Here is a 24541-nt window from a genome sequence, read left to right on the forward strand (position 1 = left end):
ATCGACAAGTTTCCACAGCGAAGCTTGAATGATAAAAATAATAAGGTATGTCAGGGTACCTGCCGTTTTAAATCCCTCTATATCAATAAGTTAGCTATTTTAAAAGACACGGGGAAACTTTGTTTTCTGACTGTGGCGAAACTCGTTGTCAACAAACATATCAACAACTTATGCACAGGGTGTTCAGTGGTGCGAAACCCTCAGATGTGGCATCCTATAGGAAATGCTTAATCGGACACAAAACCTATGTCGGCAACAGTTCCTGAGAACCCCTTTATTCTTGTTGATGGTTCATCGTACTTATTTCGTGCTTTTCATGCGCCACCACACTTAACCAACTCGAATGGCGAGCCTACCGGCGCAATATATGGCGTTGTAAACATGCTTCGAAGCCTTTTGAAAAAGTATCAGCCGTCGCACATGGCGGTGGTTTTTGATGCCAAAGGCAAAACCTTTAGAAGCGATATTTACGAAGAATATAAAGCTCACAGACCACCAATGCCGGATGACCTCAGAAGCCAGATAGAGCCGCTACACAATATCGTAAAAGCTATGGGCCTACCGCTGCTTTGTATTGATGGTGTCGAAGCCGACGATGTTATTGGCACATTAGCCCAGCAAGCGGGTGACCAAGGACGTTTCACCTTAATTAGCACTGGCGACAAAGACATGGCGCAGTTGGTAAACGAGCATGTCATGCTAATTAACACGATGACTGATACCTTGCTTGATACCGACGGTGTTGAGAAAAAATTTGGGGTTAAGCCTGAGCAAATTATTGATTACTTGGCGCTTATGGGCGACAGCTCGGATAATATCCCGGGTCTTCCAAAAGTGGGCGAAAAGACCGCGCAAGCGATGCTTCAGGGCATACCCAGTATTGATAAAATTTACGAGGACATTGAGGCAGTAACATCTTTGTCATTCCGTGGGGCTAAGTCTATGCCGGACAAGCTTCGTGAGTACAAAGATCAACTCCTCATGTCTCGTGAGTTGGCCACCATAAAGCTCGATGTAGAGCTACCTATGCACCCGGATGATCTCCATATCCAGTCGGCAGACTCAGAAAAGTTGGCTGAGCTGTACGGTCAGTGTGAATTCCGCCGTTGGTTAGGCGAGCTTATGGAGCAGGGGGCTGCGACGGATCAAGCATTGGGAGAGGAGAGCTCCGATAAGGTCAGTAGCGATATTTCTTCCGAGGATTATAGAACTCTGCAAACGGAAAAAGACGTAGAAGACTATTTAAAGGGCCTTTCCTCGGCAGAGTTCGTTGCTTTTGACACAGAAACCACCAGTTTGAACTATATGCAGGCTGAGTTGGTAGGGGTGTCACTGGCCACTGAGCCAGGTAAAGCGGTGTATATTCCGGTGGGGCATGATTACATGGATGCCCCTGAACAAGTCAGTCGTGACTGGCTGCTGGAAAAGCTGAAACCCATTTTAGAAGGCGATAGCCCGAAAAAAGTAGGCCAGAACTTAAAGTATGATGCGCATATTTTACGCCGCTATGGCATTCGCTTGGGCGGTATTTTAAATGACACTATGCTGGCGTCTTATGTGTTTAATAGCGTGGGGTCACGCCATGACATGGACACTCTGAGCCTGCATTATCTAAACCATAAAACGATAAGTTTTGAAGACATTGCTGGTAAAGGCGCAAAACAGCTGACCTTCAACCAAATTGAACTGGAGAAAGCTGCGCCTTATGCAGCTGAAGACGCAGACATAACCTTACGCCTGCATGAAGTGCTTTGGAAAAAAGTCGAAGAAACCGGTAGTGAGCTGCAAAGTGTTTTAACCGATATCGAAGTACCTCTTATTTCGGTGCTGTGCGATATGGAGCAATACGGCGTTCGCATTGACGCTAATTTGCTGGGTAAGCAAAGCCAGGAAATTACCGAAAAACTGGCTGAGCTTGAGAAAAAGGCGTTCGATATTGCCGGTGAAGAGTTTAATTTAGGCTCGACCAAGCAGTTACAGCGTATTTTCTTCGAGAAGTTGCAATTGCCTGTTATTAAGAAGACGCCTAAAGGAGCACCGTCAACCGCGGAAGAAGTATTGCACGAACTGGCGCATAACTATCCGTTGCCGGATGTGATTTTGCAGCATCGTAGCCTGTCTAAATTAAAGTCGACGTACACTGACAAACTGCCGAAAATGATAAACCCGGATACGGGACGTGTGCATACCTCGTATCAGCAAGCGGTTGCCGCAACCGGACGACTGTCATCGACGGATCCGAACTTGCAGAATATCCCAATTCGAACCGCAGAAGGACGCCGCGTTCGCCAGGCGTTTGTTCCGGAAGATGGCTATAAAATAGTGGCTATCGATTACAGTCAAATAGAACTGCGTATTATGGCTCACTTGTCGCAGGACAAGTCTCTGTTGAATGCGTTTGCCGAAGGACTGGACATTCACCGGGCAACGGCAGCAGAAGTCTTTGGATGCAAAACTGAAGAAGTAACTGATGAGCAGCGTCGACAAGCTAAAGCAGTAAACTTTGGGCTTATTTATGGTATGTCGGCATTTGGTTTGGCGCGTCAGCTTGGTATTGCTCGTAACGATGCACAGCATTATATGGACAAATATTTTGAGCGCTTCCCGGGCGTGTTGAAGTATATGGAAGACACGCGTAAACAAGCGAAAGAGCAAGGGTACGTTAAGACCTTATTTGGTCGTCGTTTGCCTTTGCCGGACATAAAAGCAAGTAACGGAGCGCGTAGAAAAGGCGCTGAGCGCGCAGCTATTAATGCACCAATGCAGGGCACTGCGGCTGATATTATTAAAAAGGCGATGCTGCAGGTGGCGGACTGGATAGATACAAATAACTGCAAGGACGATGTGCGCATGCTAATGCAGGTTCACGATGAACTGGTCTTTGAGATAAAAGAAGCGAAGTTGGACGACTATATTAAAGAATTAACGGCAGTTATGGAAAACGCTGCACGCCTTGATGTGCCTCTAATTGCAGAGGCAGGCAAAGGAAAAAACTGGGATGAAGCACACTAGATTCAAAAAAAGATGAACTTTTTTTGAGCACCCTAGTCAGATTAATTGAGGGAAATAATCCACCCTCAACAAATTGTTCTCCCTGGATTACTTTTTACCCGGCTCTCTTGAGCCGGGTTTTTTATGCGCTTTTCTTAGTCGAGCTGTTATTGCTTTTGTCCTGCGCAGGCATCCCCGCAAGCCCGGAGCGGCCCTTTCGGTTAGCAAACCAAACCCCAACCAAAATGGCTGCCATGCCGACACCATGCTGAAGCCAGAAAGGTTCACCGTCTAGTACACCCAGCAAAACCGCAACAACCGGAATAAGGTACGTTACTGAGCTGGTAAATACTGTGTTCGTTAAACGAACCACATGGTTAAAGATAACCAAGGCACCGGCCGTACCAATAATTCCCAAAATTAATACTGACACTAAAGAGAGTATTGCGCCGGGTTGTTGAACTTGCGCTATAAATTCCGTGCCAACAAACAGATAAATCGTTGCGGGTACCGCAGCCATTAATAATGAAATGCCGGTTATTGTCAGTGGTGCGAGGTCGGTTATTTTATGCTTTATCAGATTCAGGTTAAGGCCATAGCAAACGGTTGCAGCCATGACTAACAGTGCGTAGAGATTAAAGTTCCAGCCGCCGGCAGCGGATGCGGTAATGAGCAACAGCGTGCCACCTAAACCAATAATAATGCCGATAACTTGAGCTATACGAGCAGACTGATGAAAAAACAGGGCACCGATAACCAGTGTGGTGATAGGTGTTAGTGCATTCAGCACGCCGGTGACACCGCTGGCCAGTTGCGTTTGTGCAATTGCGAACATGAAAGCCGGTATGAAGCTACCGACTAACCCAACGCTGGCTAATTTCAACCAGTGTTTACGCGTTATTTTATTCAGACGCTTCGCAATAAAAGGTGCTAAAACAATGCCTGCCGAGCTGATTCTTAGCGCACCGACTTCCATTGGACCAAAAGCGATAAGCCCCTTTTTAATCAGCAAAAATGAGCTACCCCAAATAAGAGACAGCAGACCTAATAGTAACCAGGCGCTTAATGGGTGTTGGTTATCCGTCATCTTGGCTGCCAAACCACTCGTTAAGTTTGTTTTCAAGCTGCTCGACGCCAATGCGCTTTAATGACGAAAAGGCTTCGACCTGAACATCTCCGTTGAAGGCAATAGCGGCTTGCCGAGCTTGTAGAACGGTTGATTTACGAGCACCTTGCTTTAATTTGTCTGCTTTTGTCAGCAACGCGAGTACAGGAATGCCGCAGTCCGCAGCCCAGTAGATAAGCTCTTGATCAGTTTCACGGAACGGGTGGCGAATATCCATGAGTACCACAATGCCTTTTAAGCTATCGCGCTTTTGCAGATATTCAGCCAATGCTTTTTGCCATTTCTCTTTAACAGCCATAGGGACTTTGGCGAACCCATAACCGGGTAGGTCGATAAGTCTCTCTCCGCTATCGAGCTCAAACACGTTAATTAGCTGCGTACGGCCCGGAGTCTTACTGGTTCTTGCCAGCGACTTCTGCCGTGTAAGCGTGTTGAGAGCGCTTGACTTGCCGGCGTTTGAGCGTCCGGCAAAGGCTATCTCTATTCCCGTATCAGGCGGTAACTTGGTAATATCCGGCGCACTGGTAACAAAGCTGGCGCTTGCGTAGTTCAAAGGTTTCATCGACACAGATAGGGTCACTTATTGGTTAAAAAAGCAAAGACAGACGCCATTATGAATGATCTGAGCACGTCAGCCAACGATGAATTCCAGATAGATTAGCTATTAATCATTTAATCCACACAAGTTTTGTGTAAAATAGCAACCTGTTTAAGGTGATTTGTTGGGGCGCATGGCGCCATCCAGAACAGAAGAGAAGCAAACATGAAAAAATTCGCAATCTTATTGGGACTTTTCTTCGGTACCACGGGTATCGCATTAGCGCAAAGTGGCGATGCCGAAGCTGGTAAAGAGAAATCGCAGGTATGTGCGGCTTGTCATGGGCCCAATGGTGAATCTCCGACCGATATGTACCCGCACCTGGCCGGTCAGCATGAAAAGTATCTGTTAAAGCAATTAAAAGACTTTAAACTGGCGTCTGAAACAGGCGGCGAAGAAGGTCGAAATAACGCCGTAATGATGGGCCAGGTTGCTAGTCTGTCTGAGCAGGACATGGCCGATTTAGCCGCGTTTTACGCGTCACAAGACGAGCCAAAAGGTGAAACGCCTGAAGACTTAATAGCCAGAGGCGAAGACTTCTTCCGTCGTGGTAATCCTGAAAGTAACATCCCGTCATGTGCGGGTTGTCACGGACCTCGTGGTAACGGAATGGGCTTAGCGGCATTCCCGGACATTTCAGGTCAGCACGCAGCTTACACTAAGTCTCAGTTGGAAATGTTCCGCAGCGGCGAACGCGCAAATGACCCTAACGGTATGATGCAAGGCGTTGCTGAAAAGATGACAGATGAAGAAATTGAGCTGATGTCAAAATTCTTAAGTGGATTGTATTAAGCCTCTTAAAAAGTAGATAAACATTCTAAAAGCGGCTCCGGCCGCTTTTTTTATAACTAAACTCATAAGAAGTAAGCTGTTTTTTCCATTGTTAACAAAAAGTAATAAAAAAGTTGGTTTTTAGATCAAGAAAGTTGTTGAATTAATATTTGGTTCAAGTATTGTTAACAACGCTCGAGGACGGTGTAGCCTGACAAAAACAAAAATAATTGGCACAGAGTCCTTGAGAAAATAATAAAAAGACTGTAAAAATACAGCTGACTCGATACAAAAAAATAACAAGAGGTCGAGGAGATTATCGAAAAGTTAGATTTCGTTTTTATAAATGGTCATCTCATTTATCGATAATCCAGGGAGTAAATAGCCGAGAGGCTTGCGGTTGCTCCATTTAATAATAACAACAATAAAACCAGGTTACGGAAGACCGCAATAACAACTCGGAAGCAGTGACAACCATTCTCATAGTAGCAGTGCGCTGCCAATCATATGAGAAAGCAGGCGATGGAAACATCGCCTTTTTTCTTTCTATACCCTCATTACTATTCCAACAATGACGTTATACGCATTATTGCGTTACAATACCCCTATATCTTCATACAGACAGTTTTCCTAACCAGGAGCGACAATGACTCGCCGAAAGAAAACACGTAAGACAGGGCCTTTGGCGCCTTCGAAGCAGCCAAAAGACAAACGCCCAAGTGAGCCAACGACAAAAGGCAAAAAGATAGGTAAAGGTCAGCGTCCGGGTCAGCGGCACTTAGAGAGTCAAAAAAATACACTGACTCACAGTAAAAGTGACGATGAGAAAGATCCTCGCGTTGGTAGCCGCCGTAAAATAGAACTCGTAATGACGCCTGAGCAGGAGCTGCAACAGCTGCAAAATGACGAGCGACTGCAACGTCTGGTCGAGCGATTTGAGGAAGGAGAGACTCTCAACGCTGACGATCAACGCTATTTGGACGAAAAATCAGAGCGTTACGAAACACTTATCAGCAAGCTGGGATACGAGCTTGATGACGACTGGGATGATGAGGAGTACTAATGTCCAGTGAATTACTTTGGGTGATAGCCATAGTTGGGCTCGTTATTATTATCGGGCTTGGGTGGTATGCGGCAACGCTCATGCTGCGCTTGCGTGGTCAGAACGACCTGCGCAAAGCGGCTGTACAAAAGCGTGTTGATAGGATTGATGAGAGTATTATTACGATTGCTAAAGCGATGCAGCAAGAGCAATGCCCGCTTTCTGAGGGCTGTCTGCGCATTGTTGTGCTGCTTGATCACAGACCTGAAGCTGTAAAATATGACTACTCGCAGGATTACCCTGCGATGCACGACATGTATGAAAAAATAAAGCATATGCCGACGCATGAAAACCGTAATAAGTTTCCTAAGAAGAAAATTCGAGAACTTGATGATGAGCGTGAAGGTTATGAGAAAACGATGCGCGACATTATTCTTGCAGACGTCGACAAGCTATTGAAAAACTTTCCCGCCGCCTGAGGAGGCCGCATGGCGTTTTTTAAAGGAATGAAAGAAGACATCGCCAGTGTATTCGAGCGTGATCCAGCTGCGCGAAACACAATGGAGGTGCTGTTCCATTATCCTGGACTGCATGCCATTTGGTTTCACCGCATAAGCCATAAACTCTGGACCTGGAAGCTTTACTGGTTGGCTCGTTTTCTTTCAAACGTCGCGCGCTGGTTGACCGGAATAGAAATCCATCCCGGAGCCAAAATTGGGCGCCGTTTTTTCATTGATCACGGTATGGGTGTCGTTATTGGTGAAACCGCAGAGATTGGTGACGATGTGACCTTGTATCATGGTGTGACTTTAGGGGGCACCAGCTGGCATAAAGGCAAGCGACACCCGACTTTGAAAGACGGTGTTGTTATTGGTGCCGGTGCAAAGGTGTTAGGCCCTTTAACCGTTGGACAGCAAGCGAGAATTGGCTCGAATGCCGTTGTGGTACGGGATGTTCCTGAGTTAACAACGGTTGTTGGTATTCCTGCTCGCGTGGCGAAGTCGGGTGTCGATAAAGAGACCAGCGAACGTCGTGAGAAAATGGCAAGAGAGTACGGTTTCGATGCGTATGCCATTTCAGCGGATAACCCAGACCCTGTAGCGACCGCAATTGGCCGCATGCTCGACCATGTTCAGGTTCTCGATACAAAAGTTTCTGACTTGTGCCAGGCGGTCAATAAGCTTGGTGGGGATGTGTGTAGTGAAATTCCGGAAGTTGATGTCGATGACGTGGACTTTTTGGAAGAAACAGAGCGCGCCGCTGAGCGACGCACTCATCATAAAGAGCAGGATAACTCTTAGGACTTCAAGTCAAAGCGTTCAATAAGCGAGTAGAGCTGCTTAATGGTTGATTGCAGCTCTGTGCTTGAACTTTGAGTCTGCTCTGACGTTGCCTGAGTAGAGCGAGCGGTGTCAGCAATAGACGTGATTTGTTCACTAATGTGTTCAGCAACACCGCTTTGCTCTTCAACGGCTGACGCCATTTGTGTCGACATATCGGAAATTTCCTGAATAGCCGTTGATATTTCACCTAACGCGGCATCGGCTTCCCGAACCTTGTTAACTCCGTCCGCTGCGGCTTCTTCGCCTTTATTGGATACAGACACTGCGTTGCTGGCTTTGTCGCGCAGCTGTTGAATAACCTGATGAATGCTGTCTGTTGACTGCGTTGTGCGCTGAGCCAGGTTACGTACTTCGTCGGCGACTACCGAGAAACCCCGACCGTGCTCACCAGCGCGAGCGGCTTCAATAGCGGCATTGAGCGCCAGCAGGTTGGTTTGGTCAGCAATAGATGAAATTAAATCTGCTGCTTCGCCAATAGCCCCTGTTGACTGATCCAGCTCATGGACTGTTTGAGCAATCTCTTTAACAGCATCGTGCAAGCTGACAATGACATCACTTGCCTGACGGGCTAGACGGACACTGTTCTCAACGTTCGCATTAGCAGACTCGGCTTGCTGCGCATTACGCTCAACGGTGTCGGCGACCTCTTGAATAGCTGAGGACATTTCGTTCATTGCCGTTGCCGTTTGCTCGGTCGATGCTGTTTGTTTGTCAATTTGCGTCTTACTGTCAGCTGCTTGCTGATGCGTGTCTTCTGCAATAGTGAGAAGCCCTGAAACTGCGTCCTTCATGCGGCTTAGTGCGGTTCTATTACGCGCGCCTTCACTTAGCAACTGCATTGCCAGTTTTGCTTCACGACCCTGCATATCAAAATAGGTCATACCGACCAGCTCAGAGTCGAATGCTTCTGGGCGCAGGTTGAGTAGCCCTTGTAGCATACGGCCAATATAGGCGCCGTAAGCAAAGGTCGTTACGGCGGTTGCCGCAAGCGCAATGAGTGCAGAAATAGGCTGTCCCATTAAGGCAATGACGGCACTGGCCACGGCGCCTGGTATTACTACGGGCATCAAGTCTTTGCTGCCAAGCCATAAACGCTGTGCTAAAGGTAATGCGTGCTTGCCTGCGTTTAAGCGATCATAAATGGCTTGCGCGCGTTTTTTACGATTGTCTGATGCGGCGACACGAACGGACTCAAACCCTTTAGGCTTTCCGTCTTCCATAATGGGCGTTACATACGCACTGACCCAATAGTGGTCGCCATTCTTACAACGGTTTTTAACAAGCCCCATCCAGGGTTTACCGCGTTTAATGGTTTTCCACATTTGCTCAAATACGCCGGCAGGCATATCCGGGTGGCGCAGAATGTTGTGTGGCGAACCGATAAGTTCGTCTCGCGTATAACCGCTGACATTAACGAAGTCCTCATTGCAGTGTGTGATAACACCTTTGAGATCCGTGGATGAAATTAACCGATAGTGATCGGGGAAGCGGTTTTCTTTGCCGGTGACCGGACCATTATTCTTCATAACAACCTTGTAACAAAATGTTGATTAACATCAATATTAGTAAGGTTATCGTATTTTTGGGGGGAAAGTTTAGGGAAAACCGAAATAAAGTTGTTTTTTCCATAAAAAAACGCCGCTTAAAAAGCGGCGCTTCGAAATTCTTTAAAACGCTTAATGCACAATGTGCACTAAGAGTTCCTTACATAGGAACTACGTTTTCAGCTTGAGGACCTTTAGGACCTTGAGCAACGGTGAAAGAAACTTGCTGGCCTTCAGCCAAAGTTTTGAAACCGTCTGCTTGGATAGCGCTGAAATGTACGAATACGTCTGCGCCATTTTCTTGCTCGATGAAACCGAAGCCTTTTGCTTCGTTAAAGAATTTTACTTTACCAGTAGTAGTAGACATGCTGATATTTCCTCGTAGTGCATGTTAAAAACAAAAATGCTCAAAAAACTTGGTATTACTTGGACTTACAAAACGAGGTACAGCAAAAAGGACTTCGTAAATAATCTCAAATCAATAGCCGAAATTTTCTCAGCGGCTTCGAGTATACGCTTAATACAGCCCGAGTCAACAAGACCTTGTTTTATTTTAACCAGTTACGACTAATGTGGCGGAAAGTATCGGTGCCAGACTTCTCAAGCCATTCAAACGCCGCCATTTCGGAGGTAATAATTTCAACGCCCGAGTTTCTCATGCGCTCTATCGCACATTCTTTGTCTGTGGGACGTCGTGAGCCAACAGTGTCAGACGGCAAAAACACCTGGTAGCCGGCGTTTTGCATATCAATGGCGGTTTGCATGACACAAACGTGAGTTTCCATACCCATGACGACAATGTGTTTTTTATTGTATTCACTAAGAACATCGCGAAACGTTTGCTCTTTCAATGCACTGAAGTGCGTTTTCTCAACCACACGACCGGCTTCAATAATTTCCTGCAAAGAGCTGACGGTGTAGCCCAGGCCTTTAGGGTATTGCTCGGTAATTAAAATGGGTACGTCCAGCTGCATAGCAATTTCACCCAGCCAGCGCATACGAGAGGTGACAATGTCTCGCTGGTGAATGGCCGGTAACAGCCGTTCCTGAGCGTCGACAATAAGAAGCAGCGAGTCTTGGGCTGAAAGCAACATGGAATACCTCATTAGCAATGTTTTATTGCATTCTACCTTAGCGGATTAACAAGACGATTAGCAAAAAGTCGTAACCTGCTTAAAAAATCCGCAGTAAATTTGCAGTCGCGCCCGCCAATAGCTACAATTCCCGCCTTTCCAAATGCAGATGCACATCCAAAACAGTAAATAAAAGGTGACACCATGGCTCCGGTATTGATTCTAATGGGTTCCCAGTCCGATTGGCCGGTAATGCAAAAAGCAGCAGAAATGCTGGAATCGCTGAACGTAAAGTGGCAGGCGAAGGTCGTTTCTGCGCATCGTACGCCGGACTTACTTAAGTCGACGATGGAACAAGCCGAGCAAGACGGAGTGCCTGTGGTTATAGCCGGCGCCGGCGGCGCTGCTCACTTACCGGGTATGCTGGCGGCTTATACGGCCATTCCGGTGTTTGGTGTGCCGGTTCCAAGCAAGCAGTTAAAAGGTTTAGACAGTTTATTGTCTATTGTGCAAATGCCTAAAGGTGTGGCTGTTGGTACTCTGGCGATTGGTGACGCCGGTGCGGCCAATGCGGGCTTGTTGGCTGCTCAGGTTATTGGCAGCTTTGACAGCGAAGTGCGTAAACGCGTCCATGAATTCCGCAAAGCGCAGAAAGAGAAAGTGATGGCTAACTCAGATTTGGAGCTGCCAAAATGAAAATTTTGATCCTTGGCAACGGGCAGTTAGGTCAAATGCTGGGTAAAGCTGTTATTCAGCAGGGGCATGAATGTGTCTTATACAGTGACCGACTGGATAAGGTGATGGCTTTAGGTAGCCAACAACCTTTGGCAATGACGTTAGCCGAGGCGAATGACTGGGCAGATGTAACCACCTGGGAGCACGAGCATTTAGGCGAAGAGCTGGTTGCTAAAACGGCCGATAAGTTCTTATTAAAAGCAGAGCGTTTCAACGGCTTAGTTGATCGTCGTACGCAAAAATCGCTTTGTGATGAACTCGATATTCCCACTTCCGCCTGGAAAGCCTATGAGAATGTGGCTGAGCTGACGGCTATTTTAGAAGGCTGCAACCATGCGGTTGTCATTAAGTCGGCGAAAGGCGGCTACGACGGCAAGGGCCAGTGGCGCTGGAAGCCGGGTGAGGATATTGCTGCTGTTGCTGAAGAGGCAGGGCAACGCCCGGGCATTGTTGAAGACATGATTAACTTTACCGACGAAGTGTCGGTTGTTGGTGCCCGTTCGCACAAGGGTGAACAGCGCTGCTTTCCGCTGACCTTAAATGTTCATACACAGGGCATTTTGTCTTATAGTTTGGCGGGCGCAGAACACTTTTCTAAAGAGCTTGAGGCGTTAGCCAAAGAGCATCATAAGAAGCTGACCGACGCGCTGGATTACGTGGGCGTATTAGCGATTGAGTTCTTTGTCGTTGGTGAAGGCGAAAACCAACATTTGCTGGTGAACGAAGTGGCTCCGCGGGTTCACAACTCCGGGCACTGGACGATGAGTGGCGCTAATTGTGACCAGTTCAACCTGCACATTCGCGCCATTACCGGTTTACCGCTGCCCGACTTACTGATAGCCCCCACCTTAATGGTGAACGTAATTGGCGTTGCGGGTATTCCGGAGGCTTTATGGGAAGCGGCAGCTGCTGAATGTCATTGGTATGGCAAGGATGCGCGACCGGGTCGTAAAGTCGGCCACGTGAATATAATGATCGATTCGTTTGAGCGCGGTGAGAATTTAGCCTCTACCTGGGCCGATAAACTGCAACTGTTAGCGAGTTAATACCTGCTTAGATGAGCGGTTAGAACCGCTCATCCAGCCATTTCTGCATATCCTGAACCTGCTCTAAGCACAACGAGTGCGGCATTGGGTAGGTTTGATACGTCACTGAAAACCCTTTCTCTTTCAAAATTGCACAGGCTTTCTGGCCAAGAACTTCCGGAACCACAGGGTCCTGAGTACCGTGCTGAACCAAAATGGGCAGTTGTGCATTGGCTTCATTAATTTGAATATCGTCGGCTGTGGCAAAGTACGTAGAGTGCGCCATTAAACCCGCCAGCGGTTTCGGGTAAGTTAAAGCGGCTTCATAACCTACGGCGCCGCCCTGTGAGAACCCGGCAATAATAATGCGTTTACTGTCGATGCCCTGAGCAATTTGCTCGTCTATCATGGCGTGTACTTTAGCCGCCGACTCGCGTAGCTGTTTGCTGTCTATTTGGCGGTCGATGCTCATATCGGTAATGTCGTACCAGGCAGGCATGACCATACCCTGGTTTATGGTAACCGGCATTTGTGGTGCGTGAGGAAACAAAAAGCGAACCTGCGCGTTGGCAAATTTTAAGTGTTCGGTCATAGGGACAAAGTCATTGCCCGAGGCTCCCAGGCCATGCAACCAAATGATAACGGCATCGGCTGTGCCTGCCGGTTCGTGTTTTATGACTTCCAGAGACATTACTGCTTTCCTATTTCTGCGGCAGGGTAAGAACCCAGCCAGTGAATGTTATTCATCGCGGCCAATTCTTTAAGAGCCGAAGCGACACCCGGTTCGCTGCGGTGGCCATCAAAGTCGATGAAGAAATGATAGTCACCAAACTGACTACCCGCCGGCCGCGACACTATGGAGGTTAAGTTAATTTGCTGCTTTGCAAACACCTGCAAGCTGTCGACCAGCAAGCCGGGATGGTCGTTGTCATCAATGAGCAGCAAGCTGCTTTTCCAGTGCTCGTCTTTTCTGTATTCCGGCTCTTCAGACGCAGCGGATAATACCACGAAGCGTGTTTCGTTGCGTGGGTTGTCAGCGATATTGTTATTCAATACCTGCAACGTCTGCGGGCAACTAATGTGTTGGGGAACTATGGCTGCAGACGCTTCTTCCGCCGCCAGCAGAACTTGAAGCGACGCGGCGTTACTGGCTGTATGAATAATGGGCAGCCCTAGTTTATGTAAGTACGAATTACATTGTCCGGCTGCGACAAACTGTGCCCATATCTGTGTAGGGTTCGCGCTGTTGCTGAGGCATTGGAAGCCGACAGGAATACGAATTTCTGCCTGAATGCGCAAGGGTCGTTGCACCAAATAGTCGACGACCGGAGAAACGAAGCCTTCGGTCAAATTTTCAATAGGGACAACGGCAGCGTCGCATTCTCGTCCAACCGACGCCAGGCAGCTGACCAGGTTATCCAGTAACTGAATGTCGTGATTTTGTTCCGGCTGGAAAAGCCCCGCGGCAACCTCCGAAAAGGTGCCGGCAGGGCCTAAAGTGGCTAGCTTCATTTCTTATATTGCTCGAACCAGGCCAGTGCATGCTCAATTTTGGCAATCATGTTGGAAGGTCGAGCCGTGACTCCGTGAAAAGCGCCCGGAACACGAACCATAGCTGTATCTACTTTTTGCAGTTTCAATGCCTGGTAGAACTGCTCGGTTTCCGATATCGGTGTGCGACGATCCTTCTCGCCGGTGAACAGCATGACCGGTGTTTCAACGTCACCGACCATAGACAGCGGCGAGCGTTGCCAATAGTGCTCTAGTTCTTCCCATGGCATACCCGGGAATTGGTTGGTGATTTGACCAATTGAGCTGTCAGCCGTCAGTACTTTGCTGACCCAGTTAATAACCGGGTTAGTGGCGGCAGCGGCGTTGAAGCGGTTGGTCAGCCCGACTGCGTAGGCTGTGGCGATGCCACCTGCAGAGCCGCCGGCAATAAACAGGTTGTCTGAGTCGGCAATGCCTTTATCAATGAGTAAATCAATGCCAGTCATGTGATCAGCAAAGTCATAAGGTGACGAGTAGTTGCCGTCCAGCAGCATGGCAAAGTCTTTACCGTATGAAGTACTGCCGCGATGGTTTACATAAAGCACCACATAGCCCTCGGCGGCATAGCGTTGGTGTTCTGCGGCAAAATGCGGACCGTAAGACAGGTGAGGACCACCATGTATTTCTAACAGTAACGGGTACTCTTTGTTTTCATCGTAGTTTGGCGGAGTAATGTACCAGCCATGAATCTCTTCGCCGTCGTAGCGCGACTCATAGCGAATTTCGTGAACTTCACCCAGCTCACGGTGGCCAAGCAGGTCTTCATTTAGCTGAGTAAACTGAACCGCTTCGCCATCTTGTGGCTGATAACCGACATCGGCGGGGCGATATTCAGACCCTTTTGTGTAGGCAATAGCACCGGTTTTTGAGGCCGTAAAAGAGCCCATGGTATAAGGGCGGCTGACATAAACGCCGGAAACGTCATCCACTCGGTTTGTCAGTTCATTGCTTAAAGTGACATCAGCAACAACAGTTTTCCCCTGATCGGCGTATGAAACCGCCAGTGATTCATTGCCAGTCCACTGTGGCGAGCTAAAAGAACGGTCAAAGTCAGCTTGAAGTTCTGTCTCTGAGCGTTCGCTCCAGTCCATGACCCACAATTGTGACTTATGGTAAGGCACTGGCTCGTTCGAGCTGTGTAAGTATGCCAGGCGCTCGCCGTCAGGAGAAAACTGCGGTGACGACTCACGGCCGGGTTTGTCAGTGACCTGCGCCACTTCTTTTGAGCTCAGGCTGACGCTGTAAAGGTCGCTTTCATTCACCTGATACGCCCAGTCTTCCGAGCGGTTGCCGGAAAATACGATATGGCTGTCGTCCTCGGTCCAGGCCAGTGGACCGCCATGTCGGTAAGGGTCATCGGTCAGCTGGCGTGCAGTACCGCCCTCAGCCGGAACCACAAAGAGTTGTGTATGCGCCGGCTCCAGAACGCCTTTACCGTCGCGCTGATAATAAGCTTCTTCAACAATAATCGGCGACTTAGACCACTTTGCGCCTTTCGGCTTCTTCGGTTTTTTTACGCTTTTAGCGAATGGCGTCGGTTCAGCATTCACTGACATGGTGAAAGCCAACTGAGAATCATCGTTAGACCAACTAATGCTACCCGGGCTATTGTTTACGTGAGTGACTTTGGCGGTGCGCTGCTCTTTAATCCAGTGCACATGAATTTGGTTATTTTCTGAGCGGTTAGAGGCAAAAGCAAGGCGGGTACCATCGTTTGACCAGGCCAGGCTACCGTAGCTAAATTCATCGTCAAAAATCGGTAAATGTTGACCGGTTTCGGTGTCAATCAGCCATAATGAACGACGAGTATTGTCTTTCATGTCGTCGAAGCTGTTGCGGATGTACGCAATGTACTTACCGTCTGGTGAAATACTGACTTGATTGGCGTATTCTAGCTGGAAAATATCTTCCGCCTGAAAGGTCGTTTTGGCGGTTTCCTGAGCCAAAGCTGGCGCGGAAGTGAAAAGTAGCGCTAAGCTACCTGCGATAACGGATTGCTTTAACCACATTGTTGTTCTCCTTTTGGTTATGGCTTTACGTTACTCAAGCTGACGAAGCGATGCAAAGAGTTCCGTTCAAGTTCGCAGAAAATACGGTAAACTGACACTCTGTTCCCAAAGCAGGTATAAGGAAAACGCATGCACTACCGCCAAACTCGCGCCGAAATATCTACCGCAGCAATAGCACATAACGCTCAGTGGGTGCGTAAAACAATGGCGGGTGGCAAGCTTCTGGGAGTGGTAAAAGCAGACGGTTACGGACATGGTGTTGCTCATGCTGCCAATGCGTTAAAGCCACATGTTGATGGTATGGCGGCTGGTTTTATGGAAGAGGCGTTAGCGGTTCGCGAAGCTGGCTATCAGGGACCTTTGGTCATTTTGGAAGGCTGTTTTTCGGTGTCAGAGCTGGCTGTGTGTGCAGAATATAATTTAAGCCCCGTTGTTCACTGTGAGCAGCAACTGCAGGCTATTGAACAAACTGCGTTAAATAAGCCGCTGTGGGTATGGTTAAAAGTCGACACAGGCATGCATCGCCTGGGTTGGTCTGAAGAGCAGGCTCAGCAAGCCTTGGTGCGATTAAATGCAAGCCAGAATGTCGCAGGCGTCACCCTCATGTCGCATTTAGCGAATGCAGACACTGACCACGATCTGAACGCAGAGCAAAAGCGACTGTTCTGCCAGTTGTCTGAGAGTACTAAAGGCTACCAAGCTCGCAGTTTCCACAATTCAGCGGGTTTATTGAACCCGGAAACCCAGTGGGTGTTGCAGGACAATGATTGGGTTCGGGCGGGATTGTTGTTGTACGGCGTTAATCCGTCAACGGTCACAGAAGTGCAGTCTAGTTTAAAGCCAGCTATGCGTCTGGTTGCTCCCGTTATTGCGTTGCATAAGCTCGAGAAAGGAGAATCGGTTGGCTACGGTAGTGCGTGGACAGCTCAACGACCAAGCCTTATAGCAACCGTGGCAATGGGCTACGCTGATGGCTATCCGCGCCAAGCCGACAATGGAGCACCAGCGATGGTGCGTGGGCAAGCGGTAGGCTTAGCAGGGCGCGTGTCTATGGATATGCTGACGATAGATGTGACAGATGTTGCCGATGTTCAGATAGGCGACGATGTTGAGCTTTGGGGGCCAAATGTCGATGTGCGTGAGGTTGCGGCTCATGGCAGGACTATTTCCTGGCACTTGCTCACGGGTGTTAGCGTGAGAGTGCCCAAGGTTAAGGTATAGAGCAGCCTCAGGCTATTAGCCATACAAAAAGTATGGCGATTATTAGTATTTGTCCTGCATACCAACCTGATCTTTATCAATAAGAGCGTATACTTAAGGCAACCCTAAACAATCGGTGTTTGCCATGTTTGAGAGTTTTGACGCGCTATTTCTGGCGCGCTTTCAGTTTGCTTTTACCATTGCGTTTCACATTATTTTTCCTGCCTTTACTATTGGGGTGGCTAGTTATTTAGCCGTTCTAGAAGGTTTATACCTAAAAACTAGAAATCCGGTCTACCAGAAATTATTCCGATACTGGGTCAAGATTTTCGCCGTCGCTTTTGGTATGGGGGTGGTGTCCGGTATCGTGATGAGTTACCAGTTTGGTACGAACTGGTCGGTATTCTCGGACAAGGCAGGGCCGGTTATCGGGCCGTTAATGGGCTACGAAGTACTGACTGCGTTCTTCCTTGAAGCCGGGTTCCTTGGTGTCATGCTGTTTGGTATGAACAAAGTGGGGGAAAAGCTGCATTTCTTTGCTACCTTGATGGTTGCAATTGGTACGGCCATTTCTGCTTTCTGGATACTATCGGTAAACAGCTGGATGCAGACCCCAGCCGGCTACGCCATGAATGACGTTGGTCAGTTTGTGGTGACCGATTGGTTTGAAGTGGTATTTAACCCTTCTTTTCCCTATCGGCTGGCGCATATGTTGTTAGCGGCTTACCTGACAGTGGCTTTTGTGGTGGGTGCCGTCGGTGCCTGGCACTTGTTAAAAGACAAAACCAACGCTGCGGCACGCAAAATGTTCTCCATGGCCATGTGGATGGCGTTAATTGTTGCACCGCTGCAAGTCTTTGTGGGTGACCTTCATGGGCTGAATACTCAGGAACATCAGCCTGCAAAAGTTGCCGCAATGGAAGGGCACTTTGACACCGAAACCCGGGCACCACTGTACTTATTCGGATTGCCCAACGAAGAAACGGCGGAAGTGGACTACGCCTTAAAAGTACCGGGGCTTGCCAGCATTATTCTTAAGCATGATATTAATGCAGAAGTCACTGGTCTTGACCAATTTCCGCGTGAAGATTGGCCCCCAGTAGCGACCGTGTTTTGGTCATTCAGAATCATGGTCGGAATAGGACTTTTGATGGTGCTGGCGGGACTATGGTCAGGTCTGCAGCGGTTACGCGGAAAGCTTTATGACAACAGTCTGCTACTGCGCTTTAGTGTGTTCATGGGTCCCATGGGGTTTGTTGCTGTAATTGCTGGCTGGATAGTCACCGAAGTGGGTCGTCAGCCCTGGGTTATTTATGGCTTATTGCGCACAGCCGATGCTGCATCTCCTATTGATAAAGCGGGTGTCGCAGGCAGTCTGATAGCCTTTATTGTGGTTTACTTCCTCGTTTTTGGTGCCGGTACATTCTATATTCTGCGCAAAATGGCAGCGGATCCTGAAAAAGTAACGATTCCCGAATATGCCAAACATAAGCCGACAATGGCGGCTGAGCGCATTTACGATGAGGAGGCCTAAGCTATGGATTACGCACTGATTTGGGCAATATTAATTTCGGTCGCCGTATTTGCTTATGTTGCGCTTGACGGTTTTGACTTGGGTATTGCATTGCTTTTCCCCTGGTTCAAAAAGGAAGAAGATCGCGATGTAATGATGAACACTGTGGCGCCAGTCTGGGACGGAAATGAGACCTGGCTGGTACTGGGCGGTGGTGGTTTGTTGGCGGTGTTCCCGCTTGCCTACTCTGTGCTCATGCCTGCACTTTATATGCCGGTTATTGCTATGCTGTTGGGGCTCATTTTTCGCGGTGTGGCTTTTGAGTACCGCTTTAAAACTAAGCGAGCAAAAGGGGTTTGGGACTTATCCTTTATCGTTGGTTCGTTAGTAGCGGCTCTGAGTCAGGGGATAATGTTGGGTGCAATGCTACAGGGTATAGAGGTTACTGACAGGGCGTATTCCGGCGGCTGGTTTGACTGGCTGACCCCATTTAGTTTCTTCTGCGGTGTGGCCGTGGTTATTGGCTACATGATGCTGGGAGCGACCTGGTTGGTCATGAAAACCAAAGGTGATCTGCAGCGTCAAAGCTACAGGGCGGGCTGGTACAGTGCTATTTTACTGGTGGCCTGCATTGCTTTTGTCAGTCTTTATTTGCCTTACGTTGATAGCTACATTGCTGAGCGTTGGTTTACTTACCCAGCCTCGGTTGGTTTGTGGGTGTTACCGGTATTGCTGGTGGTTATTACTCTGGGCTTACTGCGATCGTTACAAAAACGACAGGAAGGACGGCCGTATTTGTGGGGCCTGGGGCTGTTTCTTCTGTCTTTTGCCGGGTTTGCGGTCAGTATTTTCCCTTACCTGGTACCGCGCAGCATTACTTTGTGGCAGGCCGCCGCACCTGAAAACAGCCTGAAGTTTCTGCTGGTTGGTGCCGTGGTGCTCTTGCCGATTATCTTTGCTTACACCGGTTATACCTATTGGGTGTTCAGAGGTAAGGTAGACCCAAACAGCGGGTATCATGACTGATGAAACCGGTACTTAAAAAGTGGTTGTGGTTTGTCGGTTTGTGGTGCCTGGGTGTGCTGGCTGTCACTTTAGTCGGCGGCCTTATCCGCTGGGCGTTGTTGTAGATATAGAAAAGGCACCCATTGGCGGGTGCCTTTTTATTTGAGATCTAATGTTGCTTAGTTTTCTAACTGATGAACCCACTCAGTTAACAAGCGCACTCCAAAGCCGGTTGGTCCTGCCGGATGAATACCGGTATCTGAACTGACCATCGCGTCAGCGGCCATATCGATATGGATCCACGGCGTATCACCGGCAAAGTGCTTAAGAAACGCTGCACCGGCCTGTGTGCCCGGAGAACCAATATTACGAATGTCGGCCAGCGGACTGTCGATAATGCCGTCATAGCCTTCTAAAGGCAGTTCCCAGACTTTCTCACCAGTGACATTGCCAGCCTCGATAATAGCTGAGCGTAAGTCGTCCTCAGATGCAAACAAAGCGGCGTAACCAGTACCCAGGGCGCCAACTTTTGAACCGGTTAATGTCGCAATATTAGCAATGGCACGAGGTTTGAACTTGTCGTTGGCATACCAGTTACCGTCGCCAAGAATCAGACGTCCTTCGGCGTCGGTGTTGGCAATTTCTACCAAAGTACCGTCACCCGCTTTAACGACGTCGCCCGGCAACGTTGCTGAACCAGAAATAAGGTTGTGCGACAGAGGTGCTACAGCAACCACATTGACCGGTGCTTCTTGTGCCGCTAACGCCATAACCGCGCCAATAACGGCTCCAGCGCCGGCTTTGTCGGTTTGCATGCGCAAAATAGAAGAGGAGCTGGTTTTTAAGTTATAGCCACCGGTGTCAAAGGTATTGCCTTTACCGACCAAGGCGATTGGGTCAGCGTTACTGCCCTTATAGTGGGCGGCTAGCAGGTATGAACCATGTTGGCTGCCTTGGCTAACGCTTTTTAATAAGCCCATGCCCATTTCGTCGACTTGCTCAGGCGTGACAATAGTCAGCTCAATGTTTAAGTCTTTCATGGCTTCCTGAGCTAACTTCACAATGGCTTCAGGGTAGCCGTCGCTGCCGGGCAGAGCGGTAATGTCGCGGGCAACAAACACGCCTTCAGCAATGGCGCGCGAGGCCAGATATTTTTTCTCTGCCATGTCAGGGCTTTTCACTAACCAATGGTAAGCCGTTTGTGGACGCTCTTTTGGCTCGGACTGATAACGGTCAAAGCGATAGTTGCGCAAGTCGATGCCATGAGCAATGTGTGAACTCAGTTCGGCGGCAATGCCCGGGTTGCTGATTAGGCGTGTGTCGAAAACAACGCTTTCTAGCTCAGGCTTTAAAGCAGCCGCAATAGACGCGCCTAACTTCTCCGCTTCAAAACGGGAAAGTTCAGCCGGGTCACCGACGCCCGCCAGAAGCAGATGATTGGCTTTGGTGCCTTCCGGCGCAATCACTGTTGTTAACTGTGAGGCTTCGCCTTTAAATTCCTCAATCTCTGCAGCACGATTAACGGCATTTACATCAGAGCCTGACCATTCTGGTAGCTCAACTGCCGTACCTTCCGGCACAAAAATAACGCGAGTTTTGGTGTCTTTGTTTTCATCAGAAAAGCTCGTGAACGTGTCCAGGTAGTCACTTGCCAACGCAGGCAGCGACAAAACCGAAGAAACAGCCAGAGCACTCATGACCTGTTTTAACGACATAGTGTTTTCCTTGAATTAGGTTTTCTTGAGTTGTCTGCGTTTACTATAAAACCATAACCCACTGACTGGCAAAACGATTAAGCCCAAACCCGATAAAAGCACGATGAACAAATAAAAAGCTCCACCAATAGCGGCGACATGCGTCGGGTAAATCATATTCGAAACTTGATTACCGAGAGGAGTTTCTCGCTCATCAATAACCTGACTCACCTTTCCGGTTTCAGAGAACTCAATATAGTTGCGGCCATTCGGGTGCCATTCGTTTGCGTGTTTAGCTCTAATTCGCGGCTCTTCCAGATAAAGCAAACGAGCCTCCGCCGTTGGGAGAGCTTGCTTTGCCAGCTCTAACCGTTGTTGCCAGTTATCGGCAGCCATAGAAGGCGGTACCGGCGTTTCAATTGACTGAGTAAACGGGAGTAGGAAAATTAGCGCTGATTTTACCGGAGCAGCGTACATGATTGCGGTACCGGTGATTAGTACGATAGCGATAGGAACGAAAAGTGCAGCACCAATGCACCGGTGCAATTGCCATAAGGTTTGGCTACCGCGCTTAGTGAACGGATTAAAAAACCTTACAGACAAAGCGCGCCGAAAACTGCCTCTGCGTGGCCACCAGCGGATTAATCCTGTACCGATGAGGACGAGGCTTAATAAGCCCAAAATTCCCAGAATATCTTTACCCAGTTCGTTGAGTGCCAAGTGATGGTGCAACTCAACAAGCCAGCTTGTGAGATCCCCTAAATACTCCCGTTCAAGCAACAGATTGCCACTGGCGTCATAGTAAAAGTGTGTTTTGTCCGCATTAACCACTTCAAGCCAAGGGCGGTCAGCGGTGGGCATGAGGGCGTAGCCGTTGTCGAATAGGTCTAGAACAGCGGCAGCGTTTTTCGTTTCAACGGGCTGCGCTAAATTGAGCTGTGGATAAAAAAGCTGCAGCAGGTCATTTTTGTAGAGTAGCAGCGAACCACTTACTGCCATCAATAAAAGCCAAAGGCTGAGCGTTAAGCCCAGCCATCGGTGCCATTGAGTTAGTGTAGGCAGCTTGCGTTTAAGCGACATGGCTTACCATTGGTAATTCCAGGTAAAGCTAATGGTGCGTCCGCGACCCGTGAAGTTACGGTTATCGCCGCCGACCGTCTGCGCGTAATAGGTGAAGTAGTACTTATCGAATAAGTTCTCAATACCCAGCGAGAATTGACCCATATCGCGAGTTTCGACCAGGACGGTTGCATCGACTGTGTTGTAACCATCGAAGTTGTTGATGGCGTCTTCACCGCTGTAAATGTCACGGTCGAATAGCTTATTCCATTGTACCCGGCTGCTTACCATGCCAGTCCACTGTTGTGACCAGAACAGGTTGGCGCGCTTCGGAGCAATGTTACGGCCGCCTAGCTTAGTGTCGACTGAGCCGTCATCGTTGCTGTCATACTCGCCATTGGTGTCAGCGTAGTTCAGTCCTAAAGCAGTATCATTGGATAGCGCATATTCGGTACTAAACTCAATACCGTCAATTTCAGTCTTTTCACGCTGCACACTGTAAAAACCATCAGCATCGGGTTGTAGGCGAGCGCCCAGGTCAGAGCTTGAGCGGAAATAGCTCAGTGACGCGTTCCATGCATTGCCCTGATACTCAATGCCGACTTCCTCGTTGTCAGCGATAACCGGTTGCAGATCCAGGAAGCTGCTAACACTTAAGTCAGGTGTTGAAATGCCGCGCAATACACGACCAACGTCCGGCATGCTGAAGCCTTCAGAATAACTTGCAAAAACACGCCATTCGTCGTTCAGAGCATAAACAGCTCCCAGGTTTCCCAGTAACTCGTTAAAGCTTGGTTCACCGCCTTCAACGAAGACAGACCCGTAAGATGCCAACGTGGTGAAGTCATCTGCTTTTAATTTTCCGTATTCATAGCGTAAACCACCGCTTAAAGTCAGACCGTTTGCTTGATAGCGCAGTTGCGCATATGGTGCCCAGTTTTCGAATTCCGTTGCAGGTACCCATTTACGGCCTGTTTGAGCCAGCTCCTGGAAGGTTTCGTCAGATAAAAAGTCCAGCCCGGCACTCACCGAGACTGGCGACTGCTGAATGTTGTTCCAATTTAGCGTTAAGCGTGAACCATATTTACGCGAGTCGTTGCGTGACTGGTCAAAAATTTCGTCGCCGTATGCAGGATCTTGAAACGTTGCATAGGTACCGCCACCGTAAAGTGCGGAAAAGTCCTGGAAGAACAGCTGCCAGTTTAGGTCGGCCATTAAGAAGTCGCTGTTGCTGTAAGTCAGACTTGAAGTGGTAACTTCGTTTTCGGGCGCATCACCCGGATATTCACCTTTAACCGATAACGCAGGAACGTTTTCTACACGATTTCCGTCAATAGAGTAGTAGTTGCCGTTACCAGCCATATCAAATCGGTTGAGCATAAACTCAAGGCGTTGTTTGCTATCAATGTCGTAACCAACTTTTGTAAATAAGTCGTAGCTTTTTGAATCCATGGTGTCGCCTTGAGTGGTATCAACACCAATCAATTGACCTTTTCCGTCCACATACATGCCGGTGTCACGGTATTGGGCGCCAAAAATTACATCCCATTGACCGCTGCCATGGCGTAGAAGGTAGCCAGCCTGATAGCTCAACCCTTCTGAGACTTCTGAATCTGGTGCGCTAAAGCCGGCGTTGACTTCGTGGCTCGTTCCGTCTTCGGCTTTTTTAGTAACGATGTTAATGATACCGCCGCTGGCGCCCATACCTTGAATCGCGCTGGCGCCGTGAATAACCTCAACGCGCTCAATCATGAAAGGGTCGATGGTGTAGGCGGCACGTGAACCGTTACGCAGCGGGTTGGATTGAGGTACGCCATCAATTAGGTAAAGCGGCTGACGGCCTCTTAAGGTTTCGCCAGAGCTTGTCAGCTTTTGGCGAGACGGGGAATAGGCGGGAATCAGGTTTCCAAGAATATCTGACAAGGACTCGGCCACACTTAATTGCTGGCGCAACTCTTCACCCTCAATAACCGAAACGGTAGCGGGAATAGCGCTTTGTGGAATACTGGTACGGGTTGCTTTAATTTCGATGGTTTCATCAACTTTTGCTTGTTGTGCAAGCGCAGAACCAGAAATTGCGGCGAGGATTGCAAGGGCAAGAGACTTCTTAAACATGAGAATCCTTATCATTTAAATAATTTGGCGCCAATGATAACGATTCGCATTTTGGTGTCAATAAAAACTTAACTCAGTTTCCGCTATAGTTGATATCGGCAAAAACGAAACAGGTTGTGGTAGTCTGAGAGAAAACAAGAAAAAGGT

21 protein-coding genes are annotated in these 24541 nt (G+C 48.6%); 10 read left to right on the forward strand and 11 right to left on the reverse strand.

Going from position 1 to position 24541, the window contains the following annotated elements; translation table 11 throughout:
- The first annotated feature begins 246 nt into the window (after window positions 1-246).
- Window positions 247-3012 carry a DNA polymerase I gene (polA, locus tag BLT32_RS09600; RefSeq protein ID WP_053954119.1) on the forward strand — a complete coding sequence of 922 codons (2766 nt, stop codon included), beginning with the start codon at window positions 247-249 and terminating at the stop codon, window positions 3010-3012.
- 121 nt (window positions 3013-3133) lie between these two features.
- Here the strand turns inward: polA and BLT32_RS09605 are convergent, their stop codons facing one another.
- Complete coding sequence (locus BLT32_RS09605; RefSeq protein ID WP_053954120.1) at window positions 3134-4078, reverse strand: DMT family transporter; 945 nt, start codon at window positions 4076-4078, stop codon at window positions 3134-3136.
- Complete coding sequence (gene yihA / locus BLT32_RS09610) at window positions 4068-4679, reverse strand: ribosome biogenesis GTP-binding protein YihA/YsxC (RefSeq protein ID WP_380298940.1); 612 nt, start codon at window positions 4677-4679, stop codon at window positions 4068-4070. The genes BLT32_RS09605 and yihA overlap by 11 nt, the downstream gene beginning before the upstream one ends.
- A 201-nt stretch (window positions 4680-4880) precedes the next feature.
- Between yihA and BLT32_RS09615 the strand changes: the two genes are divergently transcribed.
- From BLT32_RS09615 to cysE, 4 genes are all read left to right on the forward strand, one after another.
- Window positions 4881-5507 (forward strand): c-type cytochrome, encoded by a 627-nt coding sequence (locus BLT32_RS09615; protein WP_053954122.1) that lies wholly within the window; start codon window positions 4881-4883, stop codon window positions 5505-5507.
- Window positions 5508-6132: 625 nt separating this feature from the next.
- Entirely contained in the window at window positions 6133-6549 is a 417-nt protein-coding gene (locus tag BLT32_RS09620) for a GTPase-activating protein (protein ID WP_053954123.1), read from the forward strand.
- Complete coding sequence (locus BLT32_RS09625) at window positions 6549-7007, forward strand: DUF2489 domain-containing protein (protein ID WP_053954124.1); 459 nt, start codon at window positions 6549-6551, stop codon at window positions 7005-7007. Before BLT32_RS09620 ends, BLT32_RS09625 begins: the two co-directional genes overlap by 1 nt.
- A 9-nt stretch (window positions 7008-7016) precedes the next feature.
- Window positions 7017-7829: a serine O-acetyltransferase gene (gene cysE, locus BLT32_RS09630; protein ID WP_053954125.1), complete on the forward strand. Its 813-nt coding sequence runs from the start codon at window positions 7017-7019 to the stop codon at window positions 7827-7829.
- On the opposite strand, the gene BLT32_RS09635 is transcribed toward cysE, so the two are convergent.
- The 3 genes from BLT32_RS09635 to BLT32_RS09645 form a co-directional block, all read right to left on the reverse strand.
- Window positions 7826-9397, reverse strand: coding sequence for a methyl-accepting chemotaxis protein (locus BLT32_RS09635; RefSeq protein WP_053954126.1), 1572 nt, complete (start codon window positions 9395-9397; stop codon window positions 7826-7828). The genes cysE and BLT32_RS09635 overlap by 4 nt on opposite strands.
- Window positions 9398-9575: 178 nt before the next feature.
- On the reverse strand, window positions 9576-9782 hold the full coding sequence (locus BLT32_RS09640; protein ID WP_006954095.1) for a cold-shock protein: 207 nt from the start codon (window positions 9780-9782) through the stop codon (window positions 9576-9578).
- Window positions 9783-9963: 181 nt separating this feature from the next.
- Complete coding sequence (locus BLT32_RS09645) at window positions 9964-10509, reverse strand: hydrolase (protein ID WP_053954127.1); 546 nt, start codon at window positions 10507-10509, stop codon at window positions 9964-9966.
- 183 nt (window positions 10510-10692) lie between these two features.
- On the opposite strand from BLT32_RS09645, the gene purE reads away from it, so the two are divergent.
- Window positions 10693-11184 carry a 5-(carboxyamino)imidazole ribonucleotide mutase gene (gene purE, locus BLT32_RS09650; RefSeq protein WP_053954128.1) on the forward strand — a complete coding sequence of 164 codons (492 nt, stop codon included), beginning with the start codon at window positions 10693-10695 and terminating at the stop codon, window positions 11182-11184.
- Window positions 11181-12269 (forward strand): ATP-grasp domain-containing protein, encoded by a 1089-nt coding sequence (locus BLT32_RS09655; protein ID WP_053954129.1) that lies wholly within the window; start codon window positions 11181-11183, stop codon window positions 12267-12269. Before purE ends, BLT32_RS09655 begins: the two co-directional genes overlap by 4 nt.
- A gap of 19 nt (window positions 12270-12288) precedes the next feature.
- Here BLT32_RS09655 and BLT32_RS09660 read toward each other — a convergent pair whose 3' ends face one another.
- From BLT32_RS09660 to BLT32_RS09670, 3 genes are read right to left on the reverse strand one after another with little or no spacing between them, the layout of a single operon-like run.
- Window positions 12289-12939, reverse strand: coding sequence for an alpha/beta hydrolase (locus BLT32_RS09660; RefSeq protein WP_053954130.1), 651 nt, complete (start codon window positions 12937-12939; stop codon window positions 12289-12291).
- The gene (locus BLT32_RS09665) at window positions 12939-13760 is read right to left on the reverse strand and encodes a prephenate dehydratase (protein WP_053954131.1); all 822 of its coding nucleotides are present in this window, start codon (window positions 13758-13760) and stop codon (window positions 12939-12941) included. Before BLT32_RS09665 ends, BLT32_RS09660 begins: the two co-directional genes overlap by 1 nt.
- Window positions 13757-15808: a S9 family peptidase gene (locus BLT32_RS09670; protein WP_053954132.1), complete on the reverse strand. Its 2052-nt coding sequence runs from the start codon at window positions 15806-15808 to the stop codon at window positions 13757-13759. The genes BLT32_RS09665 and BLT32_RS09670 overlap by 4 nt, the downstream gene beginning before the upstream one ends.
- A 129-nt stretch (window positions 15809-15937) precedes the next feature.
- Between BLT32_RS09670 and alr the strand changes: the two genes are divergently transcribed.
- From alr to cydB, 3 genes are all read left to right on the forward strand, one after another.
- Window positions 15938-17029 carry an alanine racemase gene (gene alr / locus BLT32_RS09675; protein ID WP_053954133.1) on the forward strand — a complete coding sequence of 364 codons (1092 nt, stop codon included), beginning with the start codon at window positions 15938-15940 and terminating at the stop codon, window positions 17027-17029.
- Window positions 17030-17153: 124 nt separating this feature from the next.
- Window positions 17154-18542 carry a cytochrome ubiquinol oxidase subunit I gene (locus BLT32_RS09680; RefSeq protein WP_053954134.1) on the forward strand — a complete coding sequence of 463 codons (1389 nt, stop codon included), beginning with the start codon at window positions 17154-17156 and terminating at the stop codon, window positions 18540-18542.
- Window positions 18543-18545: 3 nt separating this feature from the next.
- On the forward strand, window positions 18546-19547 hold the full coding sequence (cydB, locus tag BLT32_RS09685; protein ID WP_053954135.1) for a cytochrome d ubiquinol oxidase subunit II: 1002 nt from the start codon (window positions 18546-18548) through the stop codon (window positions 19545-19547).
- A 158-nt stretch (window positions 19548-19705) separates the two neighbouring features.
- Here cydB and BLT32_RS09690 read toward each other — a convergent pair whose 3' ends face one another.
- From BLT32_RS09690 to BLT32_RS09700, 3 genes are read right to left on the reverse strand one after another with little or no spacing between them, the layout of a single operon-like run.
- Window positions 19706-21241: a leucyl aminopeptidase family protein gene (locus BLT32_RS09690; protein WP_053954136.1), complete on the reverse strand. Its 1536-nt coding sequence runs from the start codon at window positions 21239-21241 to the stop codon at window positions 19706-19708.
- A 15-nt stretch (window positions 21242-21256) separates the two neighbouring features.
- Entirely contained in the window at window positions 21257-22300 is a 1044-nt protein-coding gene (locus BLT32_RS09695; protein ID WP_053954137.1) for a PepSY-associated TM helix domain-containing protein, read from the reverse strand.
- A gap of 3 nt (window positions 22301-22303) precedes the next feature.
- Window positions 22304-24394: a TonB-dependent receptor gene (locus BLT32_RS09700; protein WP_053954138.1), complete on the reverse strand. Its 2091-nt coding sequence runs from the start codon at window positions 24392-24394 to the stop codon at window positions 22304-22306.
- Window positions 24395-24541: the final 147 nt, after the last annotated feature.

This window comes from Idiomarina zobellii (assembly GCF_900100855.1).
GTDB lineage: Bacteria > Pseudomonadota > Gammaproteobacteria > Enterobacterales > Alteromonadaceae > Idiomarina > Idiomarina zobellii.

Bases quoted from the DNA above. Each gene is read 5' to 3' on its own strand.
- BLT32_RS09690 (WP_053954136.1), bottom strand. From the start codon at position 21,241: ATGTCGTTAAAACAGGTCATGAGTGCTCTGGCTGTTTCTTCGGTTTTG.
- purE (WP_053954128.1), top strand. From the start codon at position 10,693: ATGGCTCCGGTATTGATTCTAATGGGTTCCCAGTCCGATTGGCCGGTA.
- BLT32_RS09665 (WP_053954131.1), bottom strand. From the start codon at position 13,760: ATGAAGCTAGCCACTTTAGGCCCTGCCGGCACCTTTTCGGAGGTTGCC.
- BLT32_RS09625 (WP_053954124.1), top strand. From the start codon at position 6,549: ATGTCCAGTGAATTACTTTGGGTGATAGCCATAGTTGGGCTCGTTATT.
- BLT32_RS09645 (WP_053954127.1), bottom strand. From the start codon at position 10,509: ATGTTGCTTTCAGCCCAAGACTCGCTGCTTCTTATTGTCGACGCTCAG.
- BLT32_RS09700 (WP_053954138.1), bottom strand. From the start codon at position 24,394: ATGTTTAAGAAGTCTCTTGCCCTTGCAATCCTCGCCGCAATTTCTGGT.
- BLT32_RS09635 (WP_053954126.1), bottom strand. From the start codon at position 9,397: ATGAAGAATAATGGTCCGGTCACCGGCAAAGAAAACCGCTTCCCCGAT.
- BLT32_RS09655 (WP_053954129.1), top strand. From the start codon at position 11,181: ATGAAAATTTTGATCCTTGGCAACGGGCAGTTAGGTCAAATGCTGGGT.
- BLT32_RS09660 (WP_053954130.1), bottom strand. From the start codon at position 12,939: ATGTCTCTGGAAGTCATAAAACACGAACCGGCAGGCACAGCCGATGCC.
- polA (WP_053954119.1), top strand. From the start codon at position 247: ATGTCGGCAACAGTTCCTGAGAACCCCTTTATTCTTGTTGATGGTTCA.
- yihA (WP_380298940.1), bottom strand. From the start codon at position 4,679: ATGAAACCTTTGAACTACGCAAGCGCCAGCTTTGTTACCAGTGCGCCG.
- BLT32_RS09605 (WP_053954120.1), bottom strand. From the start codon at position 4,078: ATGACGGATAACCAACACCCATTAAGCGCCTGGTTACTATTAGGTCTG.
- BLT32_RS09695 (WP_053954137.1), bottom strand. From the start codon at position 22,300: ATGTCGCTTAAACGCAAGCTGCCTACACTAACTCAATGGCACCGATGG.
- BLT32_RS09620 (WP_053954123.1), top strand. From the start codon at position 6,133: ATGACTCGCCGAAAGAAAACACGTAAGACAGGGCCTTTGGCGCCTTCG.
- BLT32_RS09670 (WP_053954132.1), bottom strand. From the start codon at position 15,808: ATGTGGTTAAAGCAATCCGTTATCGCAGGTAGCTTAGCGCTACTTTTC.
- BLT32_RS09680 (WP_053954134.1), top strand. From the start codon at position 17,154: ATGTTTGAGAGTTTTGACGCGCTATTTCTGGCGCGCTTTCAGTTTGCT.
- alr (WP_053954133.1), top strand. From the start codon at position 15,938: ATGCACTACCGCCAAACTCGCGCCGAAATATCTACCGCAGCAATAGCA.
- cydB (WP_053954135.1), top strand. From the start codon at position 18,546: ATGGATTACGCACTGATTTGGGCAATATTAATTTCGGTCGCCGTATTT.
- BLT32_RS09640 (WP_006954095.1), bottom strand. From the start codon at position 9,782: ATGTCTACTACTACTGGTAAAGTAAAATTCTTTAACGAAGCAAAAGGC.
- cysE (WP_053954125.1), top strand. From the start codon at position 7,017: ATGGCGTTTTTTAAAGGAATGAAAGAAGACATCGCCAGTGTATTCGAG.
- BLT32_RS09615 (WP_053954122.1), top strand. From the start codon at position 4,881: ATGAAAAAATTCGCAATCTTATTGGGACTTTTCTTCGGTACCACGGGT.